The organism is Caulobacter sp. UNC279MFTsu5.1 (genome assembly GCF_900114015.1).
Lineage (GTDB): Bacteria > Pseudomonadota > Alphaproteobacteria > Caulobacterales > Caulobacteraceae > Caulobacter.
In genome coordinates this window covers 24,201-50,287 of record NZ_FORN01000033.1, presented here as the reverse complement: position 1 = coordinate 50,287, position 26,087 = coordinate 24,201, and the positions used below count along the sequence as shown (strand labels likewise).

General features: G+C 67.6%; 17 protein-coding genes. 9 read left to right on the top strand and 8 right to left on the bottom strand.

What is annotated here, in order from left to right:
* The first annotated feature begins 185 nt into the window (after window positions 1–185).
* Window positions 186–1,784, top strand: a complete 1,599-nt coding sequence (locus BM066_RS17475) for a flavin monoamine oxidase family protein (protein WP_018061789.1) — start codon at window positions 186–188, stop codon at window positions 1,782–1,784.
* Window positions 1,785–1,799: 15 nt separating this feature from the next.
* On the opposite strand, the gene BM066_RS17470 is transcribed toward BM066_RS17475, so the two are convergent.
* On the bottom strand, window positions 1,800–3,023 hold the full coding sequence (locus BM066_RS17470) for an ROK family transcriptional regulator (protein ID WP_018061788.1): 1,224 nt from the start codon (window positions 3,021–3,023) through the stop codon (window positions 1,800–1,802).
* Window positions 3,024–3,205: 182 nt separating this feature from the next.
* On the opposite strand from BM066_RS17470, the gene BM066_RS17465 reads away from it, so the two are divergent.
* The 6 genes from BM066_RS17465 to ybaK all read left to right on the top strand — a co-directional run bounded on the left by BM066_RS17465 (window position 3,206) and on the right by ybaK (window position 13,302).
* Window positions 3,206–4,129: an ROK family protein gene (locus tag BM066_RS17465; RefSeq protein WP_018061787.1), complete on the top strand. Its 924-nt coding sequence runs from the start codon at window positions 3,206–3,208 to the stop codon at window positions 4,127–4,129.
* A 140-nt stretch (window positions 4,130–4,269) separates the two neighbouring features.
* Entirely contained in the window at window positions 4,270–5,004 is a 735-nt protein-coding gene (locus BM066_RS17460) for an SGNH/GDSL hydrolase family protein (protein WP_049801074.1), read from the top strand.
* 213 nt (window positions 5,005–5,217) lie between these two features.
* Window positions 5,218–8,163, top strand: coding sequence for a TonB-dependent receptor (locus BM066_RS17455; protein ID WP_026176516.1), 2,946 nt, complete (start codon window positions 5,218–5,220; stop codon window positions 8,161–8,163).
* A 152-nt stretch (window positions 8,164–8,315) separates the two neighbouring features.
* On the top strand, window positions 8,316–9,821 hold the full coding sequence (locus tag BM066_RS17450) for a tryptophan halogenase family protein (protein ID WP_089929715.1): 1,506 nt from the start codon (window positions 8,316–8,318) through the stop codon (window positions 9,819–9,821).
* Window positions 9,822–10,198: 377 nt separating this feature from the next.
* Window positions 10,199–12,700, top strand: coding sequence for a glycoside hydrolase family 3 protein (locus tag BM066_RS17445; RefSeq protein WP_018061415.1), 2,502 nt, complete (start codon window positions 10,199–10,201; stop codon window positions 12,698–12,700).
* Between the two features lie 128 nt (window positions 12,701–12,828).
* On the top strand, window positions 12,829–13,302 hold the full coding sequence (gene ybaK, locus BM066_RS17440) for a Cys-tRNA(Pro) deacylase (RefSeq protein WP_018061414.1): 474 nt from the start codon (window positions 12,829–12,831) through the stop codon (window positions 13,300–13,302).
* On the opposite strand, the gene BM066_RS17435 is transcribed toward ybaK, so the two are convergent.
* Window positions 13,294–14,250 carry a bifunctional helix-turn-helix transcriptional regulator/GNAT family N-acetyltransferase gene (locus BM066_RS17435; RefSeq protein ID WP_018061413.1) on the bottom strand — a complete coding sequence of 319 codons (957 nt, stop codon included), beginning with the start codon at window positions 14,248–14,250 and terminating at the stop codon, window positions 13,294–13,296. The two genes, ybaK and BM066_RS17435, sit on opposite strands and share 9 nt — an antisense overlap.
* A 378-nt stretch (window positions 14,251–14,628) precedes the next feature.
* Between BM066_RS17435 and BM066_RS17430 the strand changes: the two genes are divergently transcribed.
* Window positions 14,629–15,645, top strand: a complete 1,017-nt coding sequence (locus BM066_RS17430) for a hypothetical protein (protein WP_018061412.1) — start codon at window positions 14,629–14,631, stop codon at window positions 15,643–15,645.
* Between the two features lie 22 nt (window positions 15,646–15,667).
* Here the strand turns inward: BM066_RS17430 and BM066_RS17425 are convergent, their stop codons facing one another.
* Entirely contained in the window at window positions 15,668–16,360 is a 693-nt protein-coding gene (locus BM066_RS17425) for a helix-turn-helix domain-containing protein (RefSeq protein WP_018061411.1), read from the bottom strand.
* Between the two features lie 135 nt (window positions 16,361–16,495).
* On the opposite strand from BM066_RS17425, the gene BM066_RS17420 reads away from it, so the two are divergent.
* Window positions 16,496–18,343 (top strand): aspartyl protease family protein, encoded by a 1,848-nt coding sequence (locus BM066_RS17420; protein ID WP_089929714.1) that lies wholly within the window; start codon window positions 16,496–16,498, stop codon window positions 18,341–18,343.
* Window positions 18,344–18,533: 190 nt separating this feature from the next.
* On the opposite strand, the gene BM066_RS17415 is transcribed toward BM066_RS17420, so the two are convergent.
* From BM066_RS17415 to BM066_RS17395, 5 genes are all read right to left on the bottom strand, one after another.
* Window positions 18,534–20,804 (bottom strand): glycoside hydrolase family 95 protein, encoded by a 2,271-nt coding sequence (locus BM066_RS17415; protein ID WP_026176474.1) that lies wholly within the window; start codon window positions 20,802–20,804, stop codon window positions 18,534–18,536.
* A 211-nt stretch (window positions 20,805–21,015) separates the two neighbouring features.
* Window positions 21,016–23,526 (bottom strand): beta-galactosidase GalA, encoded by a 2,511-nt coding sequence (galA, locus tag BM066_RS17410; RefSeq protein WP_026176473.1) that lies wholly within the window; start codon window positions 23,524–23,526, stop codon window positions 21,016–21,018.
* Window positions 23,527–23,573: 47 nt separating this feature from the next.
* Window positions 23,574–23,987, bottom strand: a complete 414-nt coding sequence (locus BM066_RS17405) for a PDZ domain-containing protein (protein ID WP_089929713.1) — start codon at window positions 23,985–23,987, stop codon at window positions 23,574–23,576.
* A gap of 126 nt (window positions 23,988–24,113) precedes the next feature.
* A complete protein-coding gene (locus tag BM066_RS17400; protein WP_049801056.1) occupies window positions 24,114–25,046 on the bottom strand; it encodes a right-handed parallel beta-helix repeat-containing protein in 933 nt (310 codons plus the stop codon).
* A 17-nt stretch (window positions 25,047–25,063) separates the two neighbouring features.
* Window positions 25,064–25,918 (bottom strand): hypothetical protein, encoded by an 855-nt coding sequence (locus tag BM066_RS17395; RefSeq protein ID WP_049801055.1) that lies wholly within the window; start codon window positions 25,916–25,918, stop codon window positions 25,064–25,066.
* Between the last annotated feature and the right edge of the window lie 169 nt (window positions 25,919–26,087).

Genomic DNA, 26,087 nt, shown 5'->3' with positions numbered 1-26,087 from the left:
TCCGTGCGCGTCCGGTCTCTTGCACGATCGCGCACGGACAAGGGCCCAGCGCCGCGAAATGCGGCGCCGTCCGCAAGCTCCGGCGGCGCCGCGCCCGCAAACGCGCGGCGCCGCTGGAGCTTGGTTGACCCCTGGTAAGCCGCCGCCTCGCATAGCCCCCGTCAACGGGCAAAGAGGGGTCACGCATGCCGGTCAGCCGTCGCAACTTCATTCACGCCATCGGCGCGGCCGGCGGTTACAGCGCCGCCTTCACGGCCATGCAGGCCCTGGGCCTGCTGGCCCCATCCACGGCCTTCGCGGCCGGCGCGCCGCCGGACTTGGCCCAGGGCGGGGGCGGCAAGGGCGCCAAGGTGGTGATCCTGGGCGCCGGCGTCTCGGGCATGGCGGCGGCCTGGGAGCTGGGCAAGGCCGGCTACGACTGCACGATTCTGGAAGCCCGGGCCCGCACCGGCGGCCGGGTGTGGACCGTGCGCCGGGGCGACAAGATCGAGATGACCGACGGCTCGCGCCAGGTCTGCGAGTTCGACGAAGGCCAGTACATGAACGCCGGCGCCGCGCGCCTGCCCAGTCACCACCAGATCGTCCTGGGCTATTGCCGCGAACTGGGAGTGGAGCTGGAGGTCGAGGTCAACAGCAGCCGCAGCGCCCTGCTGCTCAATCCCGAGGTCAACGGCGGCAGGCCGATCCAGATGCGGACGGCGATCAACGACACCCGCGGCCACGTCTCCGAGCTGCTGGCCAAGGCGATCAACACCGGCGCGCTCGACGCGGACCTGACCGCCGAGGACAAGCAGCGGATGGTCGCCTTCCTGAAGACCTACGGCGACCTGTCGCCCGACCTCTTCTACAAGGGCTCGCAGCGGGCCGGGCTGAAGATCGAGCCAGGAGCCGGCGACGAGCGGGCCACGCCCCACGACCCGGTCAGCCTCAAGGCCCTGCTCGACGAGGACCTGTGGAACGGCGTGCTGTTCGAGGAGACCATCGACATGCAGGCCACCATGTTCCAGCCCAAGGGCGGCATGGACGCCATCCCGCACGCCTTCGCCAAGGCGCTGGGCCCCAAGATCATCAAGCGCCAGTGCGAGGTGCGCCAGATCCGCAAGACGGAGAAGGGCGTCAGGATCGCCTATCACGACAAGGTCGCCGGCCGGGACCTGACGATCGAGGCCGACTACTGCATCTCGACCATCCCGCTGCCGGTGCTGGCCAAGATCGACGCCGATTTCAGCCCGGCCTACAAGGCCGCGATCGCCCGCACGCCCTATCGCGACAGCATCAAGATCGCCTGGCAGGCCCCGCGCTTCTGGGAGGGCCCCAAGTACCAGATCTACGGCGGCCTCTCGTTCGTGAAGGGTCCGACCAACATGGTCTGGTATCCCAGCTACGGCCTGCACACCAAGACCGGCGTGATCCTGGGCGCCTATACCGGCGGGCCGGCCGCCACCCAGCTGGCCAAGCTGCCTCGCGCCGAGCAGATCGAGCACACCCGCAGGATCATCGAGGCCATGCACCCCGGCTGCGGCAAGCTGCTGGAGAAGCCCCTGCAGGTGCAGTGGGCCGCGGTGCCCTACACCCTAGGCATCGGGGTGGGCTGGGCCAGCGACGACGAGCCGGACTACCGCCTGCTGGGCCAGCCGGACGGGCCGATCCACTTCGCCGGCGAATATCTCAGCCATGTCGGCGCCTGGCAGGAGGGGGCGATCCGCGCCGCCCACCGCGCCATCGTCATGCTCGACGCCCAGCATCGGAAGGGTCAGCCGGTGACGGCCCAGCGGACAATATAATCCGGAGGCGGATGGTCAGCGGTGGCCGGTCTTCATCAGGGCGGCGCGGGAGGGCAGCAGCTGGGCCGTGAACGGCAGCAGGGCCGCCCCGACCGCCGGGCCGTCGGCCGAGGTGGCGGCCCGCTCGACGCGCGCCAGGGCGGGCACGTTCTCGATCGCGGCCAGGCGGGCGTTGACCGCCGCGACCAGCCGGTCGAGCAGGGCGGTGGGCAGCCGCCCGCCCACATAGATGGCTTCCGGGTTGACCAGGCAGCTGATGCCCACGAACGGCTGGACCAGCAGCTTGGCCGACAGGTCGATCCACGCCTCGACCCGGGCCTCGCCCTCGGCCGGCAGGTCGATCAGCTGGTCGGGACGCTGGACCGCGATCCCGCCCGCCTCGAGATGGGCGTACAGCGCCGACAGCGACACCACCTCCTGCAGCGAACGGGCCGGGGTCTCGGGCGAGCTGACCGGCAGGAAGCCGATCTCGCCGCTGCGCCCCTGGGCCCCGCGAAAATAGTCGCCCTCGATCACCAGGCCGCCGCCCAGGCCCGACGAGACCAGGACGTAGAAGAAGCTGGGACGGCGCAGGCCGTGGCCGAATTGCAGCTCGCCCAAGGCGGCGGCGGCGGCGTCATTCTCCAGGAACACCGGCAGCGGCAGGATGTCGGCCATCAGCTTGCCGATGTCGGCCGTGCTCCAGACGTCGTAGTTCTCGGGCCGGTGCGGCAGGTCGACTCGTCCCAGGTCGTCGGGCAGGGCGACGCCTATGCCCGACAGGCGCGGCGGTTCGCCCTTCCAGCCGGCCAGCATCTTGTGGATCTGGGCCTTGCAGAACTTGGCGACGTCGGCCGGAAGGGGGAATTCGATCTCCTTGCTGGCCCGGGCCCGCACCGCGCCCAGCAGGTCCAGCATGACCACGGTGATGTGGTCGCGGTCGATATTGACGCCGATCGACAGGCAGCCGTCGGGATTGATCGTCAGGTTCATCGCCGGCTGGCCGCGCGCGCCCTGGACCCGGCCGGCCTCCAGGATCAGGCCATCGTCCAGCAGGCGCTTGGTGATGTTGGCCACCGCGGGCGGCGTCAGGCCGGTGATCTGGGCCAGGGTCACGCGGGTGATCGGGCCGTTGACCCGGATGGCCTGCAGGATGACTCGCTGGTTGTGGTCGCCAACCCGCTCGAGATTGGCGCCCGACAGGCTGGCGCCGGCGGTGCGCTTCCGGTTCGATTTCCGCGAGACTTCCAAGGACGGCATTCGGCAACCTTCGACCTAACGTCCTAGTAGCATCGCGACGGGCGGTGGCGATAGCGCCGCCGTGACTGGAGAATTATTTAAATTGCTTTCTTTATTCGACGCTGCTGACTATGAGGCGAACTGGAGAAACGCGCGTGGCGCATGCCTGAGGGGCGGCGAACGGCGGCGGGAGGAAAAGCGGTTTGATTCAGGTCGGCGTTGATTTTGGCGGCACGAAGATCGAGGCCGCCGCCCTGTCGCCGGACGGCCGATTCTTGGCCCGCGTGCGCGCCCCCAACCCCGGGTCCTACGACGCCGCCATCGCCACGGTCCGCGATCTGATCGGAGAGGCCGAGCGGCAGGCCGGCGGGCGCGGCTCGATCGGCGTTGGCGCGCCCGGCTCGGTGTCGCCGCGCACGGGCGTGATGCGCAACGCCAACTCCACCTGGCTGAACGGCCGCCGGTTCCGCGAGGACCTGGAAGCGGGCCTGGGCCGCCCCGTGCGCCTGGCCAACGACGCCAACTGCCTGGCCCTGTCGGAAGCCGTCGATGGCGCGGCGGCGGGCCTGGCCGGGGTCTTCGCGGTGATCATCGGCACCGGCTGCGGCGGCGGCCTGGCGGTCGACGGCAAGCTGGTCGAGGGCGCCAACGGCGTGGCCGGCGAATGGGGCCATGCGCCCTTGCCATGGCCCAAGCCGGAAGAATCGCCGGGTCCGGCCTGCTGGTGCGGCCGGCACGGCTGCCTGGAGACCTGGATCTCGGGCACCGGCTTCCGTCGCGATCACCTCGAGCGCACCGGCCAGGCCCTGACCGGCGAAGAGATCATCGCCGCCGCCCGGGCCGGCGCCGCCGAGGCCGTGATCAGCTTCGACCGCTACCTCGACCGCCTGGGCCGGGGCCTGGCGGTGATCGCCGACATCGTCGATCCCGACGCTTTCGTATTCGGCGGCGGGCTGTCGAACGTCGATGAGCTGTACGAGCGCCTGCCGGCCTTCATCGAGCCCCATGTCTTCTCTGATGGTTGGCGCGCCCGGCTGGCCCCGGCCCGGTGGGGCGACTCCTCGGGCGTGCGCGGCGCCGCGCGCCTGTGGACTCCGGCCGAGGCCGCGGCCCACATCGCCGCCTGACCGCCGAGCCGCTGGTCAGGCGCCTTGGTTCGCTCCGCCGGCCTTCGGGACGATAGAAGCGGCTTTCGCCGACGCCGGCGCCGTGGTTACGGTCGCCGGCGCGGCTGGAACGTGATCGCCGACAGGACGGAGGGATGCTGATGTTGGATCGTCGCACGATGCTCGCAGTCGGGCTTGCGGCCGTTCCTGGCCTGGCCTTGGCCCAGACCCCCGTCCCGTCCCCGCCCAGTCCGGAAGAGCTGCGGCTGCGCAACGACTGGCCGTTCCTGCAGCGCTACGCCACCGAGAACGCCATCGACCGGGACCTGCCGCCCGGGCGGCGGCGAGTGGTGTTCATCGGCGATTCGATCACCCAGGGCTGGCGCGACTCCCATCCGGCCTTCTTCGCCGACAACGGATTCCTGGGACGTGGCATTAGCGGCCAGGTGACGGCCCAGATGCTGGTGCGGTTCTGGCCTGACGTGGTGGCGTTGAAGCCCGCCGCGGTGCACGTCCTGGCCGGGACCAACGACATCGCCCAGAACGCCGGCCCCTACGACTTCGCCGCCACCCAGGCCAACCTCCAGGCCATGACTATCCTGGCCCAGGCGAGCGGGATCGCCGTGATCCTGGCCACGGTCACGCCGGCGGCGGAGTTTCCCTGGCGGCCCGGCCTGGATCCCGCGGCCAAGGTCCGCACGCTGAACGCCTGGCTGAAGGCCTACGCGGCCGAGCGCGGCGCGGTGCTGGCCGACTACACCCAGGTGCTGGACGACGGGGCGGGCGGCATGAAGCCGGGCCTGGCCTATGACGGCGTCCATCCGACCCGCGAAGGCTATGCCGTCATGGAGCCCGTGGCGCTGGCGGCGATCGCCTCGGCCCTCGCGCCGAAGTGACCTGAAGGCCGGGAAGGCCAGGTCGATTTCGGAAATCTTTCGTCTCGTGTTGACAGCGCTGTCTAGCGCCCATAGGTTGATGCTACCGGCACTCTAGAAAAAGCCGGAACTCCACGGGAGGATGCGAACGCATCCCTCAAACTCCGCGCCTTGGCTCGTTCGGCTCCGCTGATCGAGACCGAGAACTGCTGCCGAAAATCAGGGGAATGCACAATGAAGACAAAATCTTATCGATCGCGCACGACTCTGCTCCGCGCCGCCTCGGCCATGGTGCTGCTGAGCGCCGGCCAGGCCATGGCCCAGGCCGCGCCTCCGCAAACCGAAGAACCATCGCAGGTTGATGCGGTGATCGTCACCGGCTTCCGGGCTTCGCTGGCGAACGCCCTCAATCTGAAGAAGAACTCGAACCTGATCATCGAGTCCGTGACCGCCGAGGACATGGGCAAGTTCCCGGACCAGAACATCGCCGAGTCCCTGCAACGCCTGCCCGGCGTGCAGATCGATCGCGAGAACGGCCAGGGCACCAAGGTCCGCATCCGGGGCCTGGACCAGAACGTCACGGTCCTGAACAACGAGATCTTCGTCAGCGGCCTGGAGATCTTCCGCCTCTACGAAGGCAAGATCACCCAGGACAATTCGCTGGAAGGCATCCCGTCGCAGCTGATCGGCGGCGTCGACGTCTACAAGTCGCCGGACGCCTCGCTGCTGGAAGGCGGCCTGGGCGGCATCATCAACCTGAAGACCCGCAACGCTCGCGACCTGGCCGACGACACCACCATCGCCGGCGACCTCCGCGGCCAGAAGGGGTCGGGCACCGACTGGACCCCGACCGGCTCGCTGGTGCTGGGCCACAAGTTCAGCGACCGCTTCGCCGTGCTGGGCACGATCTCGTACGACAAGACCGACAGCCACACCGACGTCCTGGCCGGCGAGAACCGCGGCGGCTGGGCCTATGAGGACCGCCCGCAGGGCGCCGGCACGGTCGACGTCTGGTCGCCGGAATACCGCTACGCCACCTATCGCGACCAGGAGCGCAAGCGCCTGGGAGCCTCGGTGAACCTCGACTTCGCCCTGACCGACTCGCTGCAGCTGACCGGCGACTGGTTCCACTCCGACCTGAAGATCCTGACCTCCGAGGCCTCGATCAAGTTCCCGTTCGCCAACGAGAACGCCAACTATTCGGCGACGGGCTTCACCAAGGACTCCAACGGCGTCCTGCAGACCGGCACGGTCACCGCCAACTCGGCCGAAGGCACCTCGTACGTGCAGAACGCCGAGGCCAAGACCGACAACTTCCAGGTCGCGCTGAACTGGGACAACGGCGGCCGCCTGACTGGCGGCGTCCGGGCGGCCTACTCGACCAGCGACTATGTCAGCGACAGCGGCAACAACGACGTCCGCTACACCCAGTACACCGTGCGTAACGGCACCGCCGCGGGCCTGGTGCCCAACGCCACCGCCCCGGCCACCTTCACCTACACCTACACCAACGGCGACAACCCGAAGTTCACCCCGGCCAATCCGAGCCAGTTCACCACCCCCAGCAGCGTCTTCGCCAAGTCGCACTGGGTGTTCGGCGAGCGGACCGGCATCGACAACAGTTCGGCCCGGGTCGACTTCAAGTACCGGCCGGAATTCGGCGAGAGCGGCGAGCTGGTGATCAGCGCCGGCGCCCGCTACGCCGAGCGCAAGGTCGACTCCGACTTCCTGCTGCTGCTGGCCGACTATTCGGGCAAGGGCGAGCTGAACGGCCAGGCCCTGGGCCAGGATTGGACGCCGCTGGGTTACTTCCAGGACGGCGCGATCGGCTACAAGTCGTGCGGCCTGCCGGCCGGCACGCCGAGCCGCCCCAACTGCGGCCAGACCGCCACCGACGACGGCCGCTTCGGCGCGTCCCCGGCCCTGATCACCCCGTACCAGACGGCGGCGACCAATCCGGAGCGCTTCGAGCTGCTGACCGTCGGCGGAATCTCGGCCCTGTTCCAAAACCGCGACCAGATGAAGAACCCGGTCCAGTGGCTGTCGGCGCTCTATCCGTCGACGCCGTTCAAGTACTACCGGGACCCTATCCAGTCGTTCAACGTCAAGGAAAAGACCACCACCGGCTACATGATGGCCGACGCGGGCGGGGCCGACGACCACTATCACCTGAACGCCGGCGTCCGGGTGGTGAAGACCGAGCTGACGATCGACTCCAGCGCCACGCCGACCGTGCCCAACTATTATGGCACCGACAGCTGGAACGGGGTGATCTCCAATCCGGAGCACGTCACCACCTCGCGGTCCTACACCGACGTGCTGCCCAGCTTCAGCGGGGTGTTCGACGTCACCGACAGCGACAAGGTCCGCGTCTCGGCGGCCCGGGTGATGTCGCGCCAGAACCTGTTCCAGCTGGGCACGGGCTCCAGTTACAACTTCACTCGCAGCTCGACCCCGGGCCCGAACCTCAACCGCTTCCTCTACACCAACGGCAACGGCGGCAACCCGGAGCTGGACCCTTACCGCGCCTCGCAGTTCGACGCGGCCTACGAACGCTATTTCGGCACGCAGGGCCTGCTGTCGGCGGCGGTCTTCTACAAGAACGTCGACTCGTTCATCCAGACCGACACAGTCTCGCGGACGGTGGCCGACGGTTCGGTGGAAGGCTCGACCACCGGGATCTTCACCCAACCGGTCAATGGCGAGGGCGGCGAGATCAAGGGCGTCGAACTGGCCGCGCAATACGCGTTCGCCAACGGCTTCGGCTTCACGGCCAACTACACCTACTCGGACTCCAAGTCGTCCAATTCCAACGACTACCAGGACAACCTGCCGATCCCGGGCGTGGCCAAGCACGCGTTCAACGTCCAGGGCTATTACGAGGCTCACGGTTTCGAGGCGCGCCTGTCCTATGCCTGGCGCGACAAGAGCTACCAGGGCAACTTCGCCTTCGGTTCGGGCGCGGACACCCATTCGCTGGGCGCCTGGGAGCGGGCCTACGGCCAGTTGGACGGCCAGATCGGCTACGCGATCAACGACCAGATCAAGGTGGTTCTGGAAGGCATCAACCTGACCAAGGAAGACACCGGCCGCTATCTGCAGTGGGAGAACCTGCCGTTCCGCTACGCCACCGGCGACCGCCGGGTGGTGCTCGGCGCACGGTTCAAGTTCGGCCTGTAGGTCGGGATCTGAGTTGGCCCCTTCGGCCCTCGGGCTGAAGGGGTCCCGGCGCGGCGACGGCCTACCCCCATCCCCAGCCGCCTCGCCGAGCCTGGAGCCGGCCGACCCCAAGCGGTCGGCGCCGTTTTCTTCTCGCGTTTCGGGAGGACGTCATGACCGACAGGTCCATTCGCTCGATCGCCATCGTCGGCGGCGGCACGGCCGGCTGGATGGCCGCCTGCCTGCTGAGCCAGGCCCTGCGCGGGACGGGCTGCGCCGTCACCCTGGTCGAGTCGCCCGACATCGGCGTGGTCGGGGTCGGCGAGGCGACCATTCCGCCGATCCTCGACTTCCTGAAGCTGATCGAGGTCGATCTCGACGCCTTCATTCCGGCTGTCCAGGCGACGTTCAAGCTGGGCATCAAGTTCGACGACTGGCGCGCGATCGGCGACGGCTACTGGCATCCGTTCGGGACGTTCGGCGTATCGATCGACCGCCGGCCCTTCCACCACCTGTTCCACAAGGCGCGAGCCCGGGGCCTGAACCCGACCGTGCCCCGGTTCAGCCTCGCCGCCGCTTTGGGCGACGCCGGCCGGCTGGCCCATCCCGATCCGCGCGCGCCCGGGCCGGTGGCCGGCCTGCGCCAGGCCCTGCATTTCGACGCGACCCTGGTCGCCGGCTTTCTGCGCGGCCATGCCGAGCGCCGCGGCGTGCGGCGGCTGGAGCGCGAGGTGGCCGGGGCGAGGCTGCGCGACGACGGCTTCATCGACGCCTTGGCGCTGAAGGGCGGCGGCGAGCTGGCGGCCGATCTCTATATCGACTGCAGCGGCTTTCGCGGTCTGCTGATCGAGCAGGCCCTGGGCGCCGGCTACGAGGATTGGACGCGCTGGCTGCCCTGCGACCGCGCCCTGGCCGCGCCGACCGCCCACGTCGGCCCGCCCGCGCCCTACACCCAGGCCGCGGCCCTGGGCGCCGGCTGGCGCTGGCGGATCCCGCTGCAGCACCGGGCGGGCAACGGCTATGTCTATTCCAGCGCCTTCATCGACGACGGCGCGGCCCAGGACGAGCTGCTGGCGGCGATCGGCCAGCCGCTGGCCGAGCCCCGCAGGCTGAGCTTCACCGCCGGCCGCCGCAAGGCGATGTGGAGTCGCAACTGCGTGGCCCTGGGGCTGGCCTCCGGCTTCCTGGAGCCGCTGGAATCCACCAGCCTCCACCTGGTGTGCAGCGGCCTCTACAAGCTGCTGGACCATTTTCCGGACCGCGATTTCGCGCCCGTCAACATCGCCGCCTACAACCGCGCCCTGGCCGACGAGTACGAAACCTATCGCGACTTCATCCTGCTGCACTATTGCCTGACGGCCCGCGACGACACGCCGTTCTGGCGCGAACGGGCCGCGGCGCCGCTGCCGGACCGCCTGGCCGAGCGGCTGGAGCTGTATCGCGCCTGCGGCCGGATCGACGCCAGGCCGGGCGAGCTGTTCACCGACCTGTCCTGGTTCTACATCTTCGAGGGCATGGGGGTGAAACCCCGGGCTTATGATCCCTTGGTCGAGGCGTCGAACTTCGACCAGGTGCGGGCCATCCTGCCCGAGCTGACCGCCCGGATCGACGCGGTCGTCGCCCAGAGCCCCGCCCACGAGGCCGCCCTGGCCGCGATCCTCCGCCGCAGCGCCGCCTGAACCATGGCGTCTCGTCCGTCCTGCTGGCCCGGTACCGCTCACATTTCCGCTAGACAGCGCTGTCAAGTCGTGTTGAGATTTCCGCCAGTCAGAGGGGCGCCAGCCTCCGCTTCAGGGAAGGAAACACCCACCCGCGTCCGCGCGCCCGATGGCGAGCGACGCCCGCCCCGTTCCGATCGTCTCGTCCCGTTCCAGCGCCGACCTGCCGGCGGGGATGACGCGCCTTCGCCAGACCCCTCCGGCGACGGCGCGCCTGGATCCCCTTCATCGGGGGCTCTCCAAACTCCGGCGCGACGATGTTCTCCTCGTCGCGCCGGTTTTTTGCCGCGCAATGTCCGCCCGCGCCTGCGTCGCCGGGTCGTTTCCCGAGGTGTTGAATGACCGTCCGCTTCCGTCGCCCGGCGATTTCGGCCCTGCTCGCCTCGACCATCGTCGCCTCGGCCGGCCTGACCGGCGCCTCGGCCCTCGCCCAATCCGCCGTCACCCCGTCCGCCGTCACCCCGTCCGCCGTCGCCCATCCCGCCCAGTGGCCCGCGGCGGCCAGCCCGGCGGCGATCACCGACGCCAGGACCGAGGCCTTCGTCAGCCAGCTGATGGCCAGGATGAGCGTGGAGGAGAAGGTCGGCCAGACCATCCAGGGCGACATCGCCTCGATGACCCCGGCCGATCTCGAGAACTATCCGCTGGGCTCGATCCTGGCCGGCGGCAACTCGGCGCCGGGCGGCGACGACCGCGCCCCGCCCAAGGCCTGGACCGACCTGATCGACGCCTATCGCAAGCAGGCGCTCGCCACGCGGCCGGGCCACGTTTCGATTCCGATCCTGTTCGGCATCGACGCCGTGCACGGACATAACAACATCGTCGGAGCGACGATCTTCCCGCACAATATCGGCCTGGGCGCCATGCGCGACCCGGCCCTGATCGGCCGCATCGGCCAGGCGACGGCCGAGGAGGTGGCGGTGGTCGGCGGCGACTGGACCTTCGGTCCCACCGTGGCCGTGCCGCGCGACGACCGCTGGGGGCGCAGCTACGAGGGCTATGCCGAGGACCCGGAGGTTGTGAAGTCCTATTCGGGTCCCATGACGCTGGGCCTGCAGGGCGTGCTCAAGCCTGGCCAGACCCTGGGCGCCGGCCATATCGCCGGCTCGGCCAAGCACTTCCTGGCCGACGGCGGCACCGAGGGCGGCAAGGACCAGGGCGACGCCAGGATCCCCGAGGCCGAATTGGTCGCCATCCACGCCCAGGGCTACCCGCCCAGCATCGACGCCGGCATCCTGACGGTGATGGCTTCGTTCTCCAGCTGGAACGGCCAGAAGATCACCGGCAACAAAAGTTTGCTGACCGACGTGCTGAAGGGCCGCATGGGCTTCCAGGGCTTCGTGGTCAGCGACTGGAACGCCCACGGTCAGCTGGCCGGCTGCACCAACACCAGCTGCCCGCAGGCGATGAACGCCGGGCTCGACATGTACATGGCCCCCGACAGCTGGAAGGGCCTCTACGATAACACCCTGGCCCAGGTGAAGGCGGGGCAGATCCCGATGGCGCGGCTGGACGACGCCGTGCGGCGGATCCTGCGGGTCAAGGTCAAGGCCGGGCTGTTCGAGCGTGTCGCCCCGACCGTCCAGGGCCGGTTCGACCGGCTGGGCGCGGCCGAGCACCGGGCGATCGCCCGCGAGGCGGTGGCCAAGTCGCTGGTGTTGCTGAAGAACGACGGCGTGCTGCCGGTCAGGCCGGGCGCTCGGGTGCTGGTCGCCGGCGCCGCCGACGACATCGGCAAGGCCTCGGGCGGTTGGACGCTGACCTGGCAAGGCACGGGCAACAAGAACAGCGACTTCCCGCACGGCCAGTCGATCTGGGGTGGGATCGAGCAGGCGGTGAAGGCCGCCGGCGGCCAGGCCGAGCTGGCGCCGGACGGCCAGTTCACGACCCGGCCCGACGTCGCCATCGTGGTGTTCGGCGAGGACCCCTACGCCGAGTTCCAGGGCGACCTTACCAACCTCGGCTACCAGTTGGGCGACAAGACCGATCTGGCCCTGCTCAAGCGGCTGAAGGCCCAAGGGATCCCGGTGGTGTCGGTGTTCCTGTCGGGCCGTCCTCTGTGGGTGAACCCCGAGATCAACGCCTCCGACGCTTTCGTCGCGGCCTGGCTGCCGGGCAGCGAGGGCGGCGGGATCGCCGACGTGCTGGTGGCCGGCCGGGACGGCAAGCCCCGGCGCGACTTCCAGGGCAAGCTTTCCTTCTCCTGGCCCAGGCGCGCTGACCAGGGCTCGCTGAACCGCGGCCAGCCGGGCTATGACCCGCAGTTCGCCTACGGCTACGGCCTGTCCTACGCCCAGGGCGGCAAGGTCGGGGTCCTGTCGGAAGACGCGGGCGAGGTGATCGCCGCCGGCAGCGTCGACCGCTATTTCGTCGACGGCCGCCTGCCAGCGCCATGGCGGATGGACTTCGTGGGGGCCGGTTCGGTCAAGGCGATCGACGCCGGGGCCCAGGAGAACGCCCGCCAGGCGACCTGGACGGGGCAGGGCATGCTGGCCATCCATGGTCCGCCGGTCGACCTGTCGCGCCAGACCACCGGCGACATGGCGGTGATGGTCCGTTACCGGATCGACACGGCGCCGACCGCCCCGGTGACGATGAGCATCGGCTGCGCCGACGACGCCTCGTGCGCCGGGACCCTCGATGTCACCTCCGCCGTGAAGGCCGCCAAGCTGAACGAATGGCTCGGCGTGAAGATCAAGCTGTCCTGCTTCCAGGCGGCCGGGGCGAAGATGGACCATGTCACCGCGCCGTTCGTGGTCAGCACGAGCGGGCCGTTCTCGCTGTCCCTGACCGAGGTGCGGCTGGCCTCCAACGAAGGCGACGCGGTCTGTCCGAAATAGGGTGTGTGGGAGTAGGGCGTCTAGGGCTTTCGTCTCCCGCCGTTGTCATCCCGGACAGCCCCTGCGAGGCTTCCGGGATGACAACGCGGCTCTGGCCCGGCCCGGACCTGCTTGGCTATAGTGAGGCCATGTCCCGCACCACGCCCGCCACCCTCGCCCTGACCAAGGCCGGGATCGATTTCACGGTCCACGCCTACGACTACGACCCCGACGCCGACAGCATCGGCCTGGCCGCCGCCGCGGCGCTGGGCGAGGACCCCGGCCGGGTGCTCAAGACCCTGATGGCCCTGGTCGACGGCAAGCCGGTGTTGGCCATCGTCCCGTCCGACCGCGAGGTGGCGATGAAGAAGCTGGCGGCCGCGGTCGGCGGCAAGTCGGCCCAGATGATGAAGCCCGCCGACGCCGAGCGGATCAGCGGCTACAAGGTCGGCGGCATCAGCCCCTTCGGCCAGCGCAAGGCCCTGCCGGCGGTGATCGAGGCCGACGCCCTGGCGCAGACCCATGTCTACATCAACGGCGGCCAGCGCGGCCTGCAGGTGCGGCTGGATCCGAATGCGGCGCGGGACGTGCTGAAGGCCGTGGCGGCCCAGGTGTCAGTCTGACCCCCGATACCGCATCGCCACGTCGCACCGCTCGTAGCGGCTGCCGAACAGCGCCATGATCTCGGCGTCGTGCTGGAAGCCCAGCTTCTCGTAGAGGTGGATGGCCGGCCCGCATTTCCTGTTGGTCAGCAGGTACAGCCGGTCGGCCACGCCCATGGTCCTGGCCCGTTCGATCGCCGCCGCCAGCAGGAACTCGCCGACCTTGCGGCCCCGCGCCGCCTCCAGCACGCCCATCTTGGTCAGCTCGAACCAGCCGTCCTTCATCTTCATGATGGCGCAGGTCCCCACCACGCCCAGGTCCGGCGTTTGCGCGAACAGTACCGCCCCGCCCTTGTCGACGATCAGTTCGCGCGGCTTCTCCAGCAGGGTGATGTCGTTCTCTTCGAGCGCGAACATCTGAGAGATCCAGGCGGCGTTGACGTCGTAGAACGCCTGCGCCAGATCGTCGGAGAAGTCGCGGATGGTCATGCCCGGCGCCATGACCCGGTCCAGCAGCGAGCGACGGTCCAGCTCGGCCTCGATCGCGGCGATCGTCTCCAGCAGGGCGGTGTGGCGGCCGCCGCACAGCGACACGGCTGCGGCCTCGACCCGGGGCCACAGCTCGCGTTCCAGCCGGTCCATCAGCGCCTCGCCGGCCGGACTCAGCGACAGCAGTTTCTGGCGCTGGTCGCGGCCCTCGCGGCTGACCGCGATCAGGCCCTGCTCGATCAGGGCCTGGATGGCGCGCGTGGCGGTGGGCTGGCTGATCCGCAGGTGCTGGGCGACGCCGCCCACGGTCTGCGGCCCCTGTCGCCGCAGCACGGCCAGGAACTGCTGCTGGGCCGGCTGGATCGGCAGGTCCATGGCCTGGAGGCTGGCGGCGGCGTCGGTCTGCAGGCGGTCGGCCAGGCGCTTCATCCGGCTGCCCAGGAAGGTCACGCCCAGGTCGGCGAGGGTGTCGGGGATCATGGTCGGGCTCTTGGGAGTCATAAACATGTGTAGCTATATGCATAGCTATGTATCTGGTTTGGCAAGTCTGAATTTGGCGTGATCCAGAGCCGGCCACGACGCGGATCGCGTTCATCGAACCGTGTCCCGGCGGCAACAAGCTAAACCCCAAGTCGTCGCGATCGCCGCGCCCAGCTTGTCCGGAACCGCGGATCGTGGGATCAGCGCCTTCCGAACCACGCTCTCCCCCGGAAGCCGCCCCCGCATGACCTTGAACGCCGCCCAGCCATACAAGCCACCGATCCCGGTGCGATGGCGCGCGTCGTGCGAGCCGCGCCCGCTTCGTCCGCAAATCAACCGCTAGCGACGGCCCGCCCCGGCTGTCGCCGGGAGCTATCGATGACCACCCTCGTTCTGGCCCAGGCGACGCAGCTCGCCTCGCCCCTGCTGCGCCTGATCGCGCCCGCCTATGCGGACGTGCTGGCCGCGCTGTGGCCCGCGCCCCATACCCCGTTTGTCACCGCGCCGACCGCGCGCCGCCACCTGGTCTGCCTGATGCTGGCGACGGAGACCGACCGCCGCGGGTCGGTCGACGTCGGCCTGCTGTTCGAGGCGCCGCTGCGCAAGGCGGTGCGCCTGGTGCTCGATCCGGCCCCGGAAGGCCTGGCCCGGGCGCTGGAGCGGCTGGGCGAGATCGCCTGGACGCCCGAGGACTATCGCGTCCTCGTCGCCCTGCTGGCCGACCCCAAGCCGGCCAAGACCCTGCGCCACGCCGAACGGATCGACCCGCTGCAGGTGCGGACCCTGGGCGCCCTGCCGCGTCCGCTGCGCGACGCCGGCGGGGCGGCCGTGCGGGTCAGCGCGGCCCAGGCCAAGCTGCTGGCCGAGGCTCACGCCCTGCTCGCCCGCCGCCTGCCGGAAGCCGTGCTGGCCGAGCGGATCGCCGTCTGGACGCGGGCCCCGAACGCCAAGGCGCTGTTCAACCTGGTGGCCGACGACTTCCGCCGCGAGCTGCCCAAGCCGCCTCATCCGGGTACGGAACGCTTGCGGCCGCTGGAGACGGTGGCGGCGATCCGCGACGCCGCCCGGCGCTACCGCAACTGCCTGGCCAACTATGTCGACGCGGCCGTCGACCGCCGCTGCGCGATCTACGAATGGCGGCCGGCCCCTGGGGCGGTGATCGAACTAACGCCTGATAGCTATTTCGGCTGGCGACTGGACCAGGCGCGGCTGGAGAACAACAAGTCGGTCGACGACGCCACCCGCGCGGCGATCGTCGAGGAACTGCGCGGCATGGGCGTCCATGTCGGCCGCAGCGCCTGGCAGATCCGCCACGCCCTGGAACGCGCCGGCTCGCCGAACTTCGAGCTGGAGTCGGTGGATGCGGCGATCGCCGACTACTTCACGGACGATTGACGGCAGCGACGCATGAAAGCGCTTACCGGCGCGCCAGCCATGCCGGATCCGGACAAAGTTCCGTCGCCGTCCGGCGCAGTCGGCGGGGAGTCGATCCCGTCAGTCGCAGGATCGCCCGCGTCATGTGGGCCTGGTCGGCGAAGCCGCAATCACCGGCCACCTGCGCCAGGCTGAGCGCCGGATCGTCCAGCGCCGCCAGGGCTCGACGCGCCCGGACCGTGGCCCGGAAAGCCGCCGCCGTCACGCCGAACTGCTGCTGAAAGCCGCGCGAAACGCTGCCGGGGTGGAGATCCTCCGCCCTCGCCCATCGATGGATCGACAGGTCGGGATCGGCCAACAGTTCCTGCGCCAGGGCGTCCGGCCAATCTTCCGGGTTCGTCGGCCACGCCGCGGCCGGCTCGAACCCCTCGGCCAGGGCCTCGGCGGCCATTCGGGCGTCGATCGCCGTCAGCCGCGCGATCAGGTCGGGATCGGCGACCCGTCCCCGCGTCGTCCCGCCCAGGCCGGACGGCAGGGGCAACACCAGCACCTGGGCGCCGCGTCGGTCGAACTGGTCCAGATGGCTTTCGAAGGCCTGGTGCAGGATGACGTCGCCGGCCGCCACCCGATGCCGGCCGGTGTCGCCCGCCTCGACATAGCCGCCCGACAGCACGACGGCCGCAAAGCCATGGTCGTGGCGATGGCGGGCCAGCCGCTCGCCCGGCGCGTGCAGCAATCGCCCGGGCTCGACGGCGCGGATGGAGGCGGAGGGAACGGGCAGCGGGCGAACTCGAGGCGGATGTGAATTCGGTTCAAGACCGGTTTTCGGCGGCGATGATAGGCGGAGGGCCTTGTCGCGCAAAGGCCGTCCATGTTCCTGCCCCTGCTGTTGTCCTCCGCCGCCGTTCCGGCGATCTGCGCCGCCCAGACGCCGCCAGCCGACGTGTTCGCCGCCAACCGGCTCGCGGTGCTGGGCGCCGGCGCGACAGGCGGGACCGCCACGAGCCTGGTCGTGCGACGCGCCTATGTCGGACAGGGCCTGACGGGCGAGGTCGAAACGACCAGCGACGTGGCCACGGGCCGGTTCGTCGAGCGCCGCCAGCTAGGCCCGACCGCCGGCGCCAGCGCCTTCGACGGCAAGACGGCCTGGATGCAGGATCCCTCCGGCGCGGTGACGCCCCAGGCCGGCGGCGACCGCCCCGCCGTGGCCGTCAACCAGGCCTTTCGCAACGCCGACCTTTGGTGGCGCGCCGACGCCGGCGGAGCCCGCGTCGAAGCCCTGGGCGTCGACCCGGAGGGGCGGCGGCTGAAGGTGACGCCCCGTGGGGGCAAGCCCTTCGAGGCCTGGTTCGACTGCGCCACCGCCCATCTTGTCCGCGTGCGCGAGACCCAGGGCTTCATGACCTTCGACTTCCGCTATGCCGACTATGTCCGACAGGCCGGTCGCGCCCTGCCGAAGATCGCCACGATCGACGATGGCGGCGGCGAGGCCAGCCTTCAGACCCTGACCCTGATCTCGGCGGTCCGAGGGGCGGCCCGTCCGGCGGCGGCCTACACCCTGCCCAAGGGCGCGCCGCGGGACTGGACCCTGCCGGCCGAGGGGCGGATCACCGCGCCGTTCCGGCTGGCCAACAACCACATCTTCGTCGACGTCACGGTGGACGGCAAAGGCCCGTTCCCGTTCCTGGTCGACACCGGCGGGCATGGCATCCTCACCTCGCCGACGGTGGCGGCCCTGGACCTGAAGTCTCAAGGCGCCATGCCGTCCGGCGGATCGGGCGAGGCGCGGCCGACCAGCGGCTACGTCCAGGTGGGCCGGCTGGAGCTTGGCGGCATGACCCTGCGTGACCAGACGATGCTGAAGCTCGATTTCAGTCCCAAGCCCGTGGAGGGTTTCCAGGTCGGCGGCATGCTGGGTTTCGAGATGTTCCGCCGCTTCGTCACGGTCATCGACTACGAGCGCAACGAACTGACCCTGATCGATCCGGCGCGGTTCACCGCGGCCGACCGCGCCAGGGCCGGCGTCGCCGTGCCGTTCGTGTTCTACGACCACATGCCGCAGGTGAGCGGGCGACTGGACGACCTGCCCGCGCGCCACAACATCGACACCGGCTCGCGCAGCGAGGTGACCGTGGCGCGGCCGTTCGTCGAGCGCACGAAGTTGCGGGCGGCCCATCCTGAAGGCGTGACGGCGGTGGACGGCTGGGGCGTCGGCGGCCCCTCGCGATCCTACGTGATCCGCGCAAGGTCGCTGAGCCTAGGCGAGGTCACGATCGAAAGGCCGGTGGCGGGTCTGGCCACCCAGGGCAAGGGCGTGTTCACCGACGAGAATTTCGACGGCAATATCGGCAGCGGCCTTCTGAAGCGCTTCGTGGTCACCTTCGACTACGATCGCCAGATCATGTACCTGCGCCGTATCGCGACGCCGCCGGCCGACGCGGGCGCCTTCGACCGCTGCGGATGCTGGCTGAACCTCGGGGACGACGGCTTTGAGATCAAGGACATCGCCTCGGGCGGTCCGGCCGAGGCCGCCGGCCTGAAGGTCGGCGACGTGGTGACGGCGATCGACGGCGCGACGGTCCGGGGCATGCCGCTCACCGACGCCCGTGCGGCGATGCGTGTCGCGCCGACGGACCGGCCAATCCGCATCGGCTATCGCCGGGCCGGCGCGGCGGCCGAGGTTTCGCTGACGCCGCGAGATCAGATTCCGAGGCGGTAGCCGGTGAACAGTCTCGCAAGATTTGAGACTGTTGCCGGTGGTCCGCGTCAAAAAGGACACCCGCCCTGTGATCAGATCGCGGGCGCTAATGACGCCAGTCAGACCGGACCGCCTGAGGGCGCTGGCTCGAAGAACTGGACGCCATGACGGGCGCGATGGCGATATTTGAGGTTGTGTTCACCATCAGGCGCTATCGGCTGAATATCTCGGGAGTCAGTTCGACGGACTTGCCGCGAGGAATCGTCACCGGAATCTGCCGCCCTGAATAGCGGACCTGGGCGCCGCTTCCGTTCACGTTCCGCACCGTGGCGGAGATCAGCTTCCCGCCCTGCCAGCTTATGTCGACTTCGTATCCGCCACGCGCGCGAAGGCCGCTGACGCTGCCGTCCGGCCAGGCTGAAGGGAGCGCCGGCAGTAGGTGAATATACCCCTCGTGGGATTGAACCAGCATCTCGGCTACACCCGCGGTCGAACCAAGATTTCCGTCGATCTGGAAGGGAGGGTGAGCGTCGAACAGGTTCGGATAGACCCCGCCTCCGTCGCTTAGCTCCGTGCCGACGGTGTTCACGGCCGTCAGCAGGTTGCGGAGCATCAGATAGGCATGGTCGCCGTCGTGCAACCTCGCCCAGAAGTTGATCTTCCAGGCGCGGCTCCAGCCGGTGCCTCCGTCTCCGCGCGCGCGAAGCGAGACCTTCGCCGCCTCGAACAGGGCGGGGGTTTGCGTCGCCGTGATCTGCCGTCCCGGGTGCAGCCCGAACAGGTGAGACACGTGGCGGTGCTCGTCCTTCGGGTCGTCGCGGTCGGTCTCCCATTCCTGCAACTGGCCCCATTGGCCGATCTTCGGCTTGAGCAATCGCGATCGCATCTCGGCGACCCGGGCGCGATAGTCCGCGTCCACGCCCAGGGCCTCGGACGCCTCGATATAATTGGTGAAGAGGTCGTAGATGATCATCTGGTCGTAGGCGACCCCTGGCTCCGTCGGCCCATGCTCCGGCGACCAGCCGAGCGGCGAGACCAGGGTTCCGTCCGGCCGGCGCACCAGCATGTCATCCCAGAACTCGACGACCTCTTTGATGAAGGGATAGGCGACCTGGCGCAGATAGGTCTTGTCCTGCGAGAAGGCGTAATGCTCCCAGACATGCTGGGCGTACCAGGCGCTCCCGGGAGGGTTCCATTTGAAGCTCCCGCCGCCGAACACGCCGTTTTCGGTTCGCACCGTCCAGCCGCGAACGTTCGGGCCGTAGTCCTTGTCCTCGCGCGTCCGCAGCCGGGCGATGGGGACTTGGCTGACGAAGTAGTCGATCAAGGGCCGGTGCAGGTCGCCCAGGTTAGTCGGCTCGGCAGGCCAATAGTTCATCTGGATGTTGATGTTGGAATGATAGTCGCCGCGCCACGGCGGGTCGTTCGACTCGTTCCACACCCCCTGCAGGTTGGCCGGGAGATCGCTCGGTCGCGAGCTGCTGATCAACAGGTAGCGGCCGTACTGCGTAAACAGCTCCTCGAGATCAGGGTCCCGTGTCTTCTGCCGGGTATAGGCGACAAGCCGCTGGTTGGTGGGCCGCTCCGCCAACGCCGGGGCGGTTGCGCCAAGGTCAAGCTGGAAACGGCGAAACAGCAACTGGTAGTCGGCGACGTGGTCCGCCAGAAGGCGGGCGACCGGTCGTTCGGAAGCGCGATCCACGCGCAGCGTGACCTCCCGGTGGGGATCCTGACCGCGCCACTTTCTGCCGTGGTCGGGTACATAATCGGTGTCGGCGGCCAGGATGAGGGTCAGCGACGTGCAGTTCTCGAACTCGATATAGGTTTGGGGAAGGACGTGCTTTTCGGTTCCCGGAACGCCTGCCAGCGGATTGCGACTTCCGACGGGCGATGTTCCCACCCGCACGGCGCCGCCCGAATTTAAGACCTGCAGCTGGGACTCGTATTTCATTCCGTTGTCAGGCAACCGGCCGGCGGCGATCAGGCGGGAGCCGCGGGCGATCACCTTCGCACCGTGCATGTCGGTCAGCCAGATCCGCCCGCTATGCGCGCTGGGCGTGTCGGCGGTCAGGCGGATGACGATCACATGGGCCGGGTGGCTGGCGAAGGCCTCGCGCGTGTAGCGCACGCCACGATGCTCGTACGTGACGCGCTGGACCGACCGCGCGATATCCAGCTCACGCCGATATTCCGTCGGCTTGTCATGATCGAGCTCGATGAAGACGTCGCCGAACGCCTGATAGCGTCCGGTCTCGCTTTCGGTCCCGGTCCACAGCGTGTCGTGATTGAACTGGATCCGTTCCGTGGTCGTCAGGCCGAAGAGCATGGCGCCAAGGGCCCCTTCGCCGATCGGGAGGGCCTCGGTCATCCAGGACCGCGCCGGCTGATCGTACCAGAGAAGGCTGTTCGCCGACGAGGTCGCGGGTTGGGCTGGCGCCAACCCGGCGGAGCCGAGCACCGCGACGAGCGCGAGAATTCTCAAGCAAAACTTCATCGGGATGCGGCCAATCTGCAGTTCTCCTCAAGCGGAGCGATCTAAACCAAGTTTCAAGAGCATGCTCATGAGCTTTGCCAACGGCGACGGTGGATCCATCACAATTCGGCTTCTAGCGCGCGATAGTCGTCGTTCGATGAGGATGGGAGGCGCGCCAGTCGCCGCCGACCTCGATGATTAGCCTGCGGCGCCGGCCCACTCACGCGACACTGGGCCTTAAAGGCGCCGGGGCGGAGATCAACACGATCCGAGCCGCCGTGATGGGCTCGCCGGCGCCGTCGACAAAGGCTTCCACCGTTATCGCGCCTGATCGCTTTTCCGTCTGCACGATCAGTTGGGCCAGGCCATTGTACAACGACCGTTCCGAGCCCTTGTCGCTTTCCAGACAATTGGGATCGCCATTGCCGACGCCGATCAATGCGCCGGGGCCGCTGATCTTGAATTTGAGCCTATGGTTGGCGGTCGGAATGTGGCGGCCGCGCGCGTCCAGCATTTCGGCCTTCAAGACGGCGATATCCTCGCCGTCGGCGCGAAGCATCGTCCGGTCCGCGGTGAGGCGGACCGTCTTGGCCCTGCCGGTTGTTTCGCGCCGAGCGTTGAGGACGAGCTTGCCTTTCTTGCGGCCTCGGGCCTCGATGGCTCCCGGCGCGTATCTGACCGTCCATTCCAGGTGGCCCAAGGGCGGGACCTGTTTTGAGCCCAGGCTCTGGCCGTTGAGGAAGAGCTCGACCTCGTCAAGGTTCGAATAGACCCAGACCGAAACCTCCTGGCCTTCCTTGCCCGGCCAGTCCCAGTGCGGAAACACATGCAGGGCGGGCTCTTTTCCCCACCAGGCCTTGTAGTAGTAGTAATAATCCTTGGGGAAGCCGCAGGTGTCGACGATACCGAAGTGCGAGTTAATTGACGGCCAGCCGAACGGCGAGGGCTCCCCGCGATAGTCGAAGCCCGTCCAGGCGAAACCTCCCGCCGCCCAGGGGCGGGCGGCGTAGAACTTCCACCAGTTCTCCGGCGATTTTTTCCATGGCGCGTCGCCATCAAAGCTGCTGACCGTGTTACGGCCCCAGTCGGTGGCGTACTCGCCACGGGTAGAAACATCGCTGGCGTCTTCCGAAGCCACGACAGGGCGTTGCGGGTGACGCTTGTGGAAATCATCGGGAAATTCGCGATGATAGTTAAACCCTATGACATCGACGGCCTCTGAAACGCCCTTCTCGTTGTCCGCATTGACGGCCGCCGTGACGGGCCGCGTCGGATCCAGTTCGTGGCACAGCGCCACCATTGTGCGGGCGATCTTGGCGCCCTGTTCTGCCAGCTCGCCTTGCAGCGCGTTTTCTTCATTGCCGATCAACCACAGGATCACCGACGGCGAATTGCGGTAGCGCTTGATCATGGTTTCGAGCTGAGCCAACCCCTCTGGACTGGAACTCATCTGACGTGTCTCGCACAGCATCATCATGCCCATGCGATCGCACGCGGCGACCAACTCTGGCGTTGGCATGTTGTGCGAGGTGCGTATGGCGTTGCAGCCCATTTGCTGCATGACGCCGACACGGAATTCCTGCAGCCGATCAGGCAGTGCGGCGCCGACGCCGGCGTGATCCTGATGATTGCAAACGCCTTGAATTTTCAAGTGTTTCCCGTTCAGGAAGAATCCTTTATCGGCGTCGAAGACCGCGCTGCGCACGCCGAAATCGACGCGCTCGCGATCGCACACCTGGCCGTCACATTCGACTGTCACCGTTGCGGCGTAAAGATTGGGGGCTTGGACTGACCAGAGCTTCGGCCCGGTCAGCCGCGCAGTCGCGCCGAACGCCATCGAGCCGTCGGCTGGAAGGTCTTTTTGCGGCGCTTCCGCCGTCGCGACAACCAAGCCCGCGGCATCGGTAATGGTCCACCTTACCCGCGCCGTCCGCGCGTCCGCGCCGACATTGTGCACGACGGTGGACAGGTCGAGCGACGCCGTATCGCCATCGAGCCTAGACCGCACCACGCTGTCCCAGCGGCCGAGATGGACCGCATCCGTCTTCAACAGCCAGACATGGCGGTAAATGCCGGCGCCTTCATAAAACCAGCCGTCGCCGAAGCTGGCGTCGACACGCACGGCGATGACATTGCTGGCGCCGTAGGCGAGAAAATCCGTCAGATCGAAGCGGAACGGCGTGTAGCCGTTGTTGTTGCGTCCGATGAAACAGCCGTTGACGAACACCATCACGTCGCGGAACGCGCCGTCGAATTCGATCCAGATGCGCCGCCCCAGATCGCCCGCCGGAATGTCGAATTCCCGGCGATACCAGCCGATGCTCGTTTCCGGGTACCGACGGCCCAGCGGCTTGAAGCCATGCCGTTGCAGTCGGTCGTCACCTTCACCGGTGGCGTCGTTCACGAACGGCAACTCGACGGCCCAGTCGTGCGGAAGGTTAACCGGGCGCCATGACGAATCGTCGAAGCCTTTCTTGGCGATCTTGATGTCGCCGGTCTTGGCGAACGTGGCCTGTCCGTAGCCGAAACCGAAATCCTTTTCCGGGTTCGCGCCGTGACCGAGGGCGAAGCGCCAGTCAAAATCAAAGAGGAGCCGTTCGCGCGGGAGCATTTTTGTCGCCGCACCGGCTTTTTCCGCCTGAGCGAAGGCCTGAGACGTATAGCCCAGCGCCGACGCGCTGGTCAGGAGCAGGCCGGTTTTGACAAGGTTTCGTCTGGAAATCTGTGTCATGCTGTTTCCGTATAGGTTCTGCCCAGGTATTCGGTGATTTGGCAGCGCTATTGTGGCAGGGTGAGGCGCAGATCCATCTCGGCCTGATTGCGCATCACGCGCACCGAAATTTCATAACGCCAGCGGCGACTCTTAAATTCCGCGAGCAGTTCTTCTAAAGTATTTATAGCTTGTGTTGTATCGCCCGCGTCACCGGGCAAGTCGATAACGACGTCGCCGGGTTTAAAGGCGGCCCTGGCTGCAGGTCCGTCCTTATCAACTGACAGAACCATTACGCCGGCGATTTCGGGCAAACCGGCTGCGGACTGTTCTCCAGGGGTCGTCACGGATTTCAACCTCATCCCGGCAAAGGATCGTTCTTCCGCCGCGGCGCCCTGAGCCCTATCGCCCAGGGGCGGGGGAAAGGCCGGTTGTTCGGCGCGGCGGCGCAGGCGCTTGGGACGAACGCCGAAGTCGTCCATTGAGACGTTTTTGAAACCGATGCCGATTGCCGGACTGCCGGGGCGAACAGAATAGTCGCCGGTATGGGGGGAGACAAAGTCAGGCTGTCCAAAAACCGAATGCGCATCCGTGCCATTTTTGCGGGCCTAGTCGAGCGCCGCCTGACTTGGCAACAGATTATTATCCATGCGCTTGCCCCACTTCGGAATACGTATGGGTTGGTACGCGGTCATGACGATATTATGCTCGAACACATCCTCACTGTTGACGAACCAGACGTGCGGATGAAGGGTATTATTGAGCAGAATATTGTTGCGAACCGTGCGATCGAAGCCTTCGCGAAGCTTTAGTCCGCCCGACAACATGAGGTTATCCTCGATGATGTAGTTGCTGGCGCCGTCATCCAGATCCACGTCCCAGCCGTGGTCGCTGCGCCAGCGGTTGTGGCGGAGGATGATGGGCTCCACAACGTCCAGCGCGGTAAGGCTGCGATCCGCTGACGTGCGCCGGTCCATCTCTTCGCGATTGGGATGCCAGTAGCGGTCGCGGCCCCAGCTGTTGAAGGCGCCGTGGTCTCCGGTTTCGCGCACCGTGTCGAACACGTCATTGTCCGCGATGAGGTGACCACCCCAGGCGCCGTCGCCGATATTGATGCCAGCGCGTGGCATGCGATAAATACTGTTATGGCTTGCCGTTATGCGCGCGGCCATCGAGATTTGTATGCCCGCCGACTGCTTTTCGAGAAAGCCAATGTCGTGGATCAGATTGTCTTCAGCTATGCTGTCGGCGGGATAGTTTTCGCTTTTTGGGCCGACCTTCCGGTCGATAGCCTCTAGCGGCATTGACTGGTGATATTCGAACAAGGGGGAGCGGACGGCGTCGGGGCGGCCGACGAACGAGATCGCGCTGGCGCCGATCTCGTAGATCTCGTTGCGACGTATCCCGACAAAACGCGCCTCGCCATTAACGACAACGCCATTGCCGCCGACTTCGGTGATCTCGCCGTCGGTGACTTCGACATGCTCGGCGTTTTCGATCACGATCGCGCCGATCCGCGAAAATCTCCAATCGGAGCGCAACAGGGGCTCCTGAGTCTTCAGGAAGGTAGGCTCCGCGTGCCGGTAGAGATGTTTTGCAGAATGACATCGTGAACAGGTCGGTTCGCCCCGACAATCTTAACTATAGTGTCCAGTCGGCTGGCGACGAAACCATCCGAAGGTGGCGGCGCATCATCATGCGGCATGAAGTATAGCCAGTGGCCTTCTGTATCCAGATACCACTCGCCGGGCGCATCCAGCTCTTCTCTTATATTCTCGACGTAACGCTCAGATTCGCTCGGTCCCATCTCTCGGTTGTTGCCGACCGCTGGCGCCAATTGGAGCGCGCCGTCGGGCCGCTTGCCGAGGATGGCGATGTGCATATCGCCCCAGCGACTAGCGTGAAGGGCGTGGATTATGCCGCCAGCCGGGTCGGCCCAGCGGGCGCTTCTCGCGGGCGATGTCGCATCCGCGGAGACGCCCCCCATGGGCAAGGCCCTGGGATCATAATTGGGGTACCGCGCCCTGATCAGGCGCTCGCCGTTCAACCACAGCCAACTGAAGGCCGGGCCGTCGACCTGGGCCCGCCAAGTCCGCTGATCCACCTTGCGCCATTTCAGGGCGGTCAGGGGGCGGCCTCCGCTCAGAACGGCGCTGCCGCGTTTCGGGCCTCGAATAATCCTGGGCCTGGAGGGGGCGCCCGAAAAGGTCTCATCGAGAACCAGGGGCTGATCAAGGAAATAGACGCCCGGCGCCAACTGGATGACGGAGGTGTCGGGGTCTGGGCGACGGACAGCGGCTTGCAGCTCGGCGGCGGTGTGAACCTGCAGGGCCGGGGAGGCGCAGCCAGACACAACGAGGGTCGCCGCCAACCCGGCCACGCCCGCCAGATCGGCGCGTCTGAAAGACTGCATGGCCGCTCCACCCCGTTTAGAGTCCTTTTCATCCACTAATAAACGAGATTTTGCCCATGAGAATAGGAAGCGGCGAACTTCAGGGCTGGTCGCGAGGGCTGGGCGATCAGCCAGTCTGATCCGAAGACGTCAGGCACGCTGCCTGTTGCGAGCGTCGTGTACCGCCTAC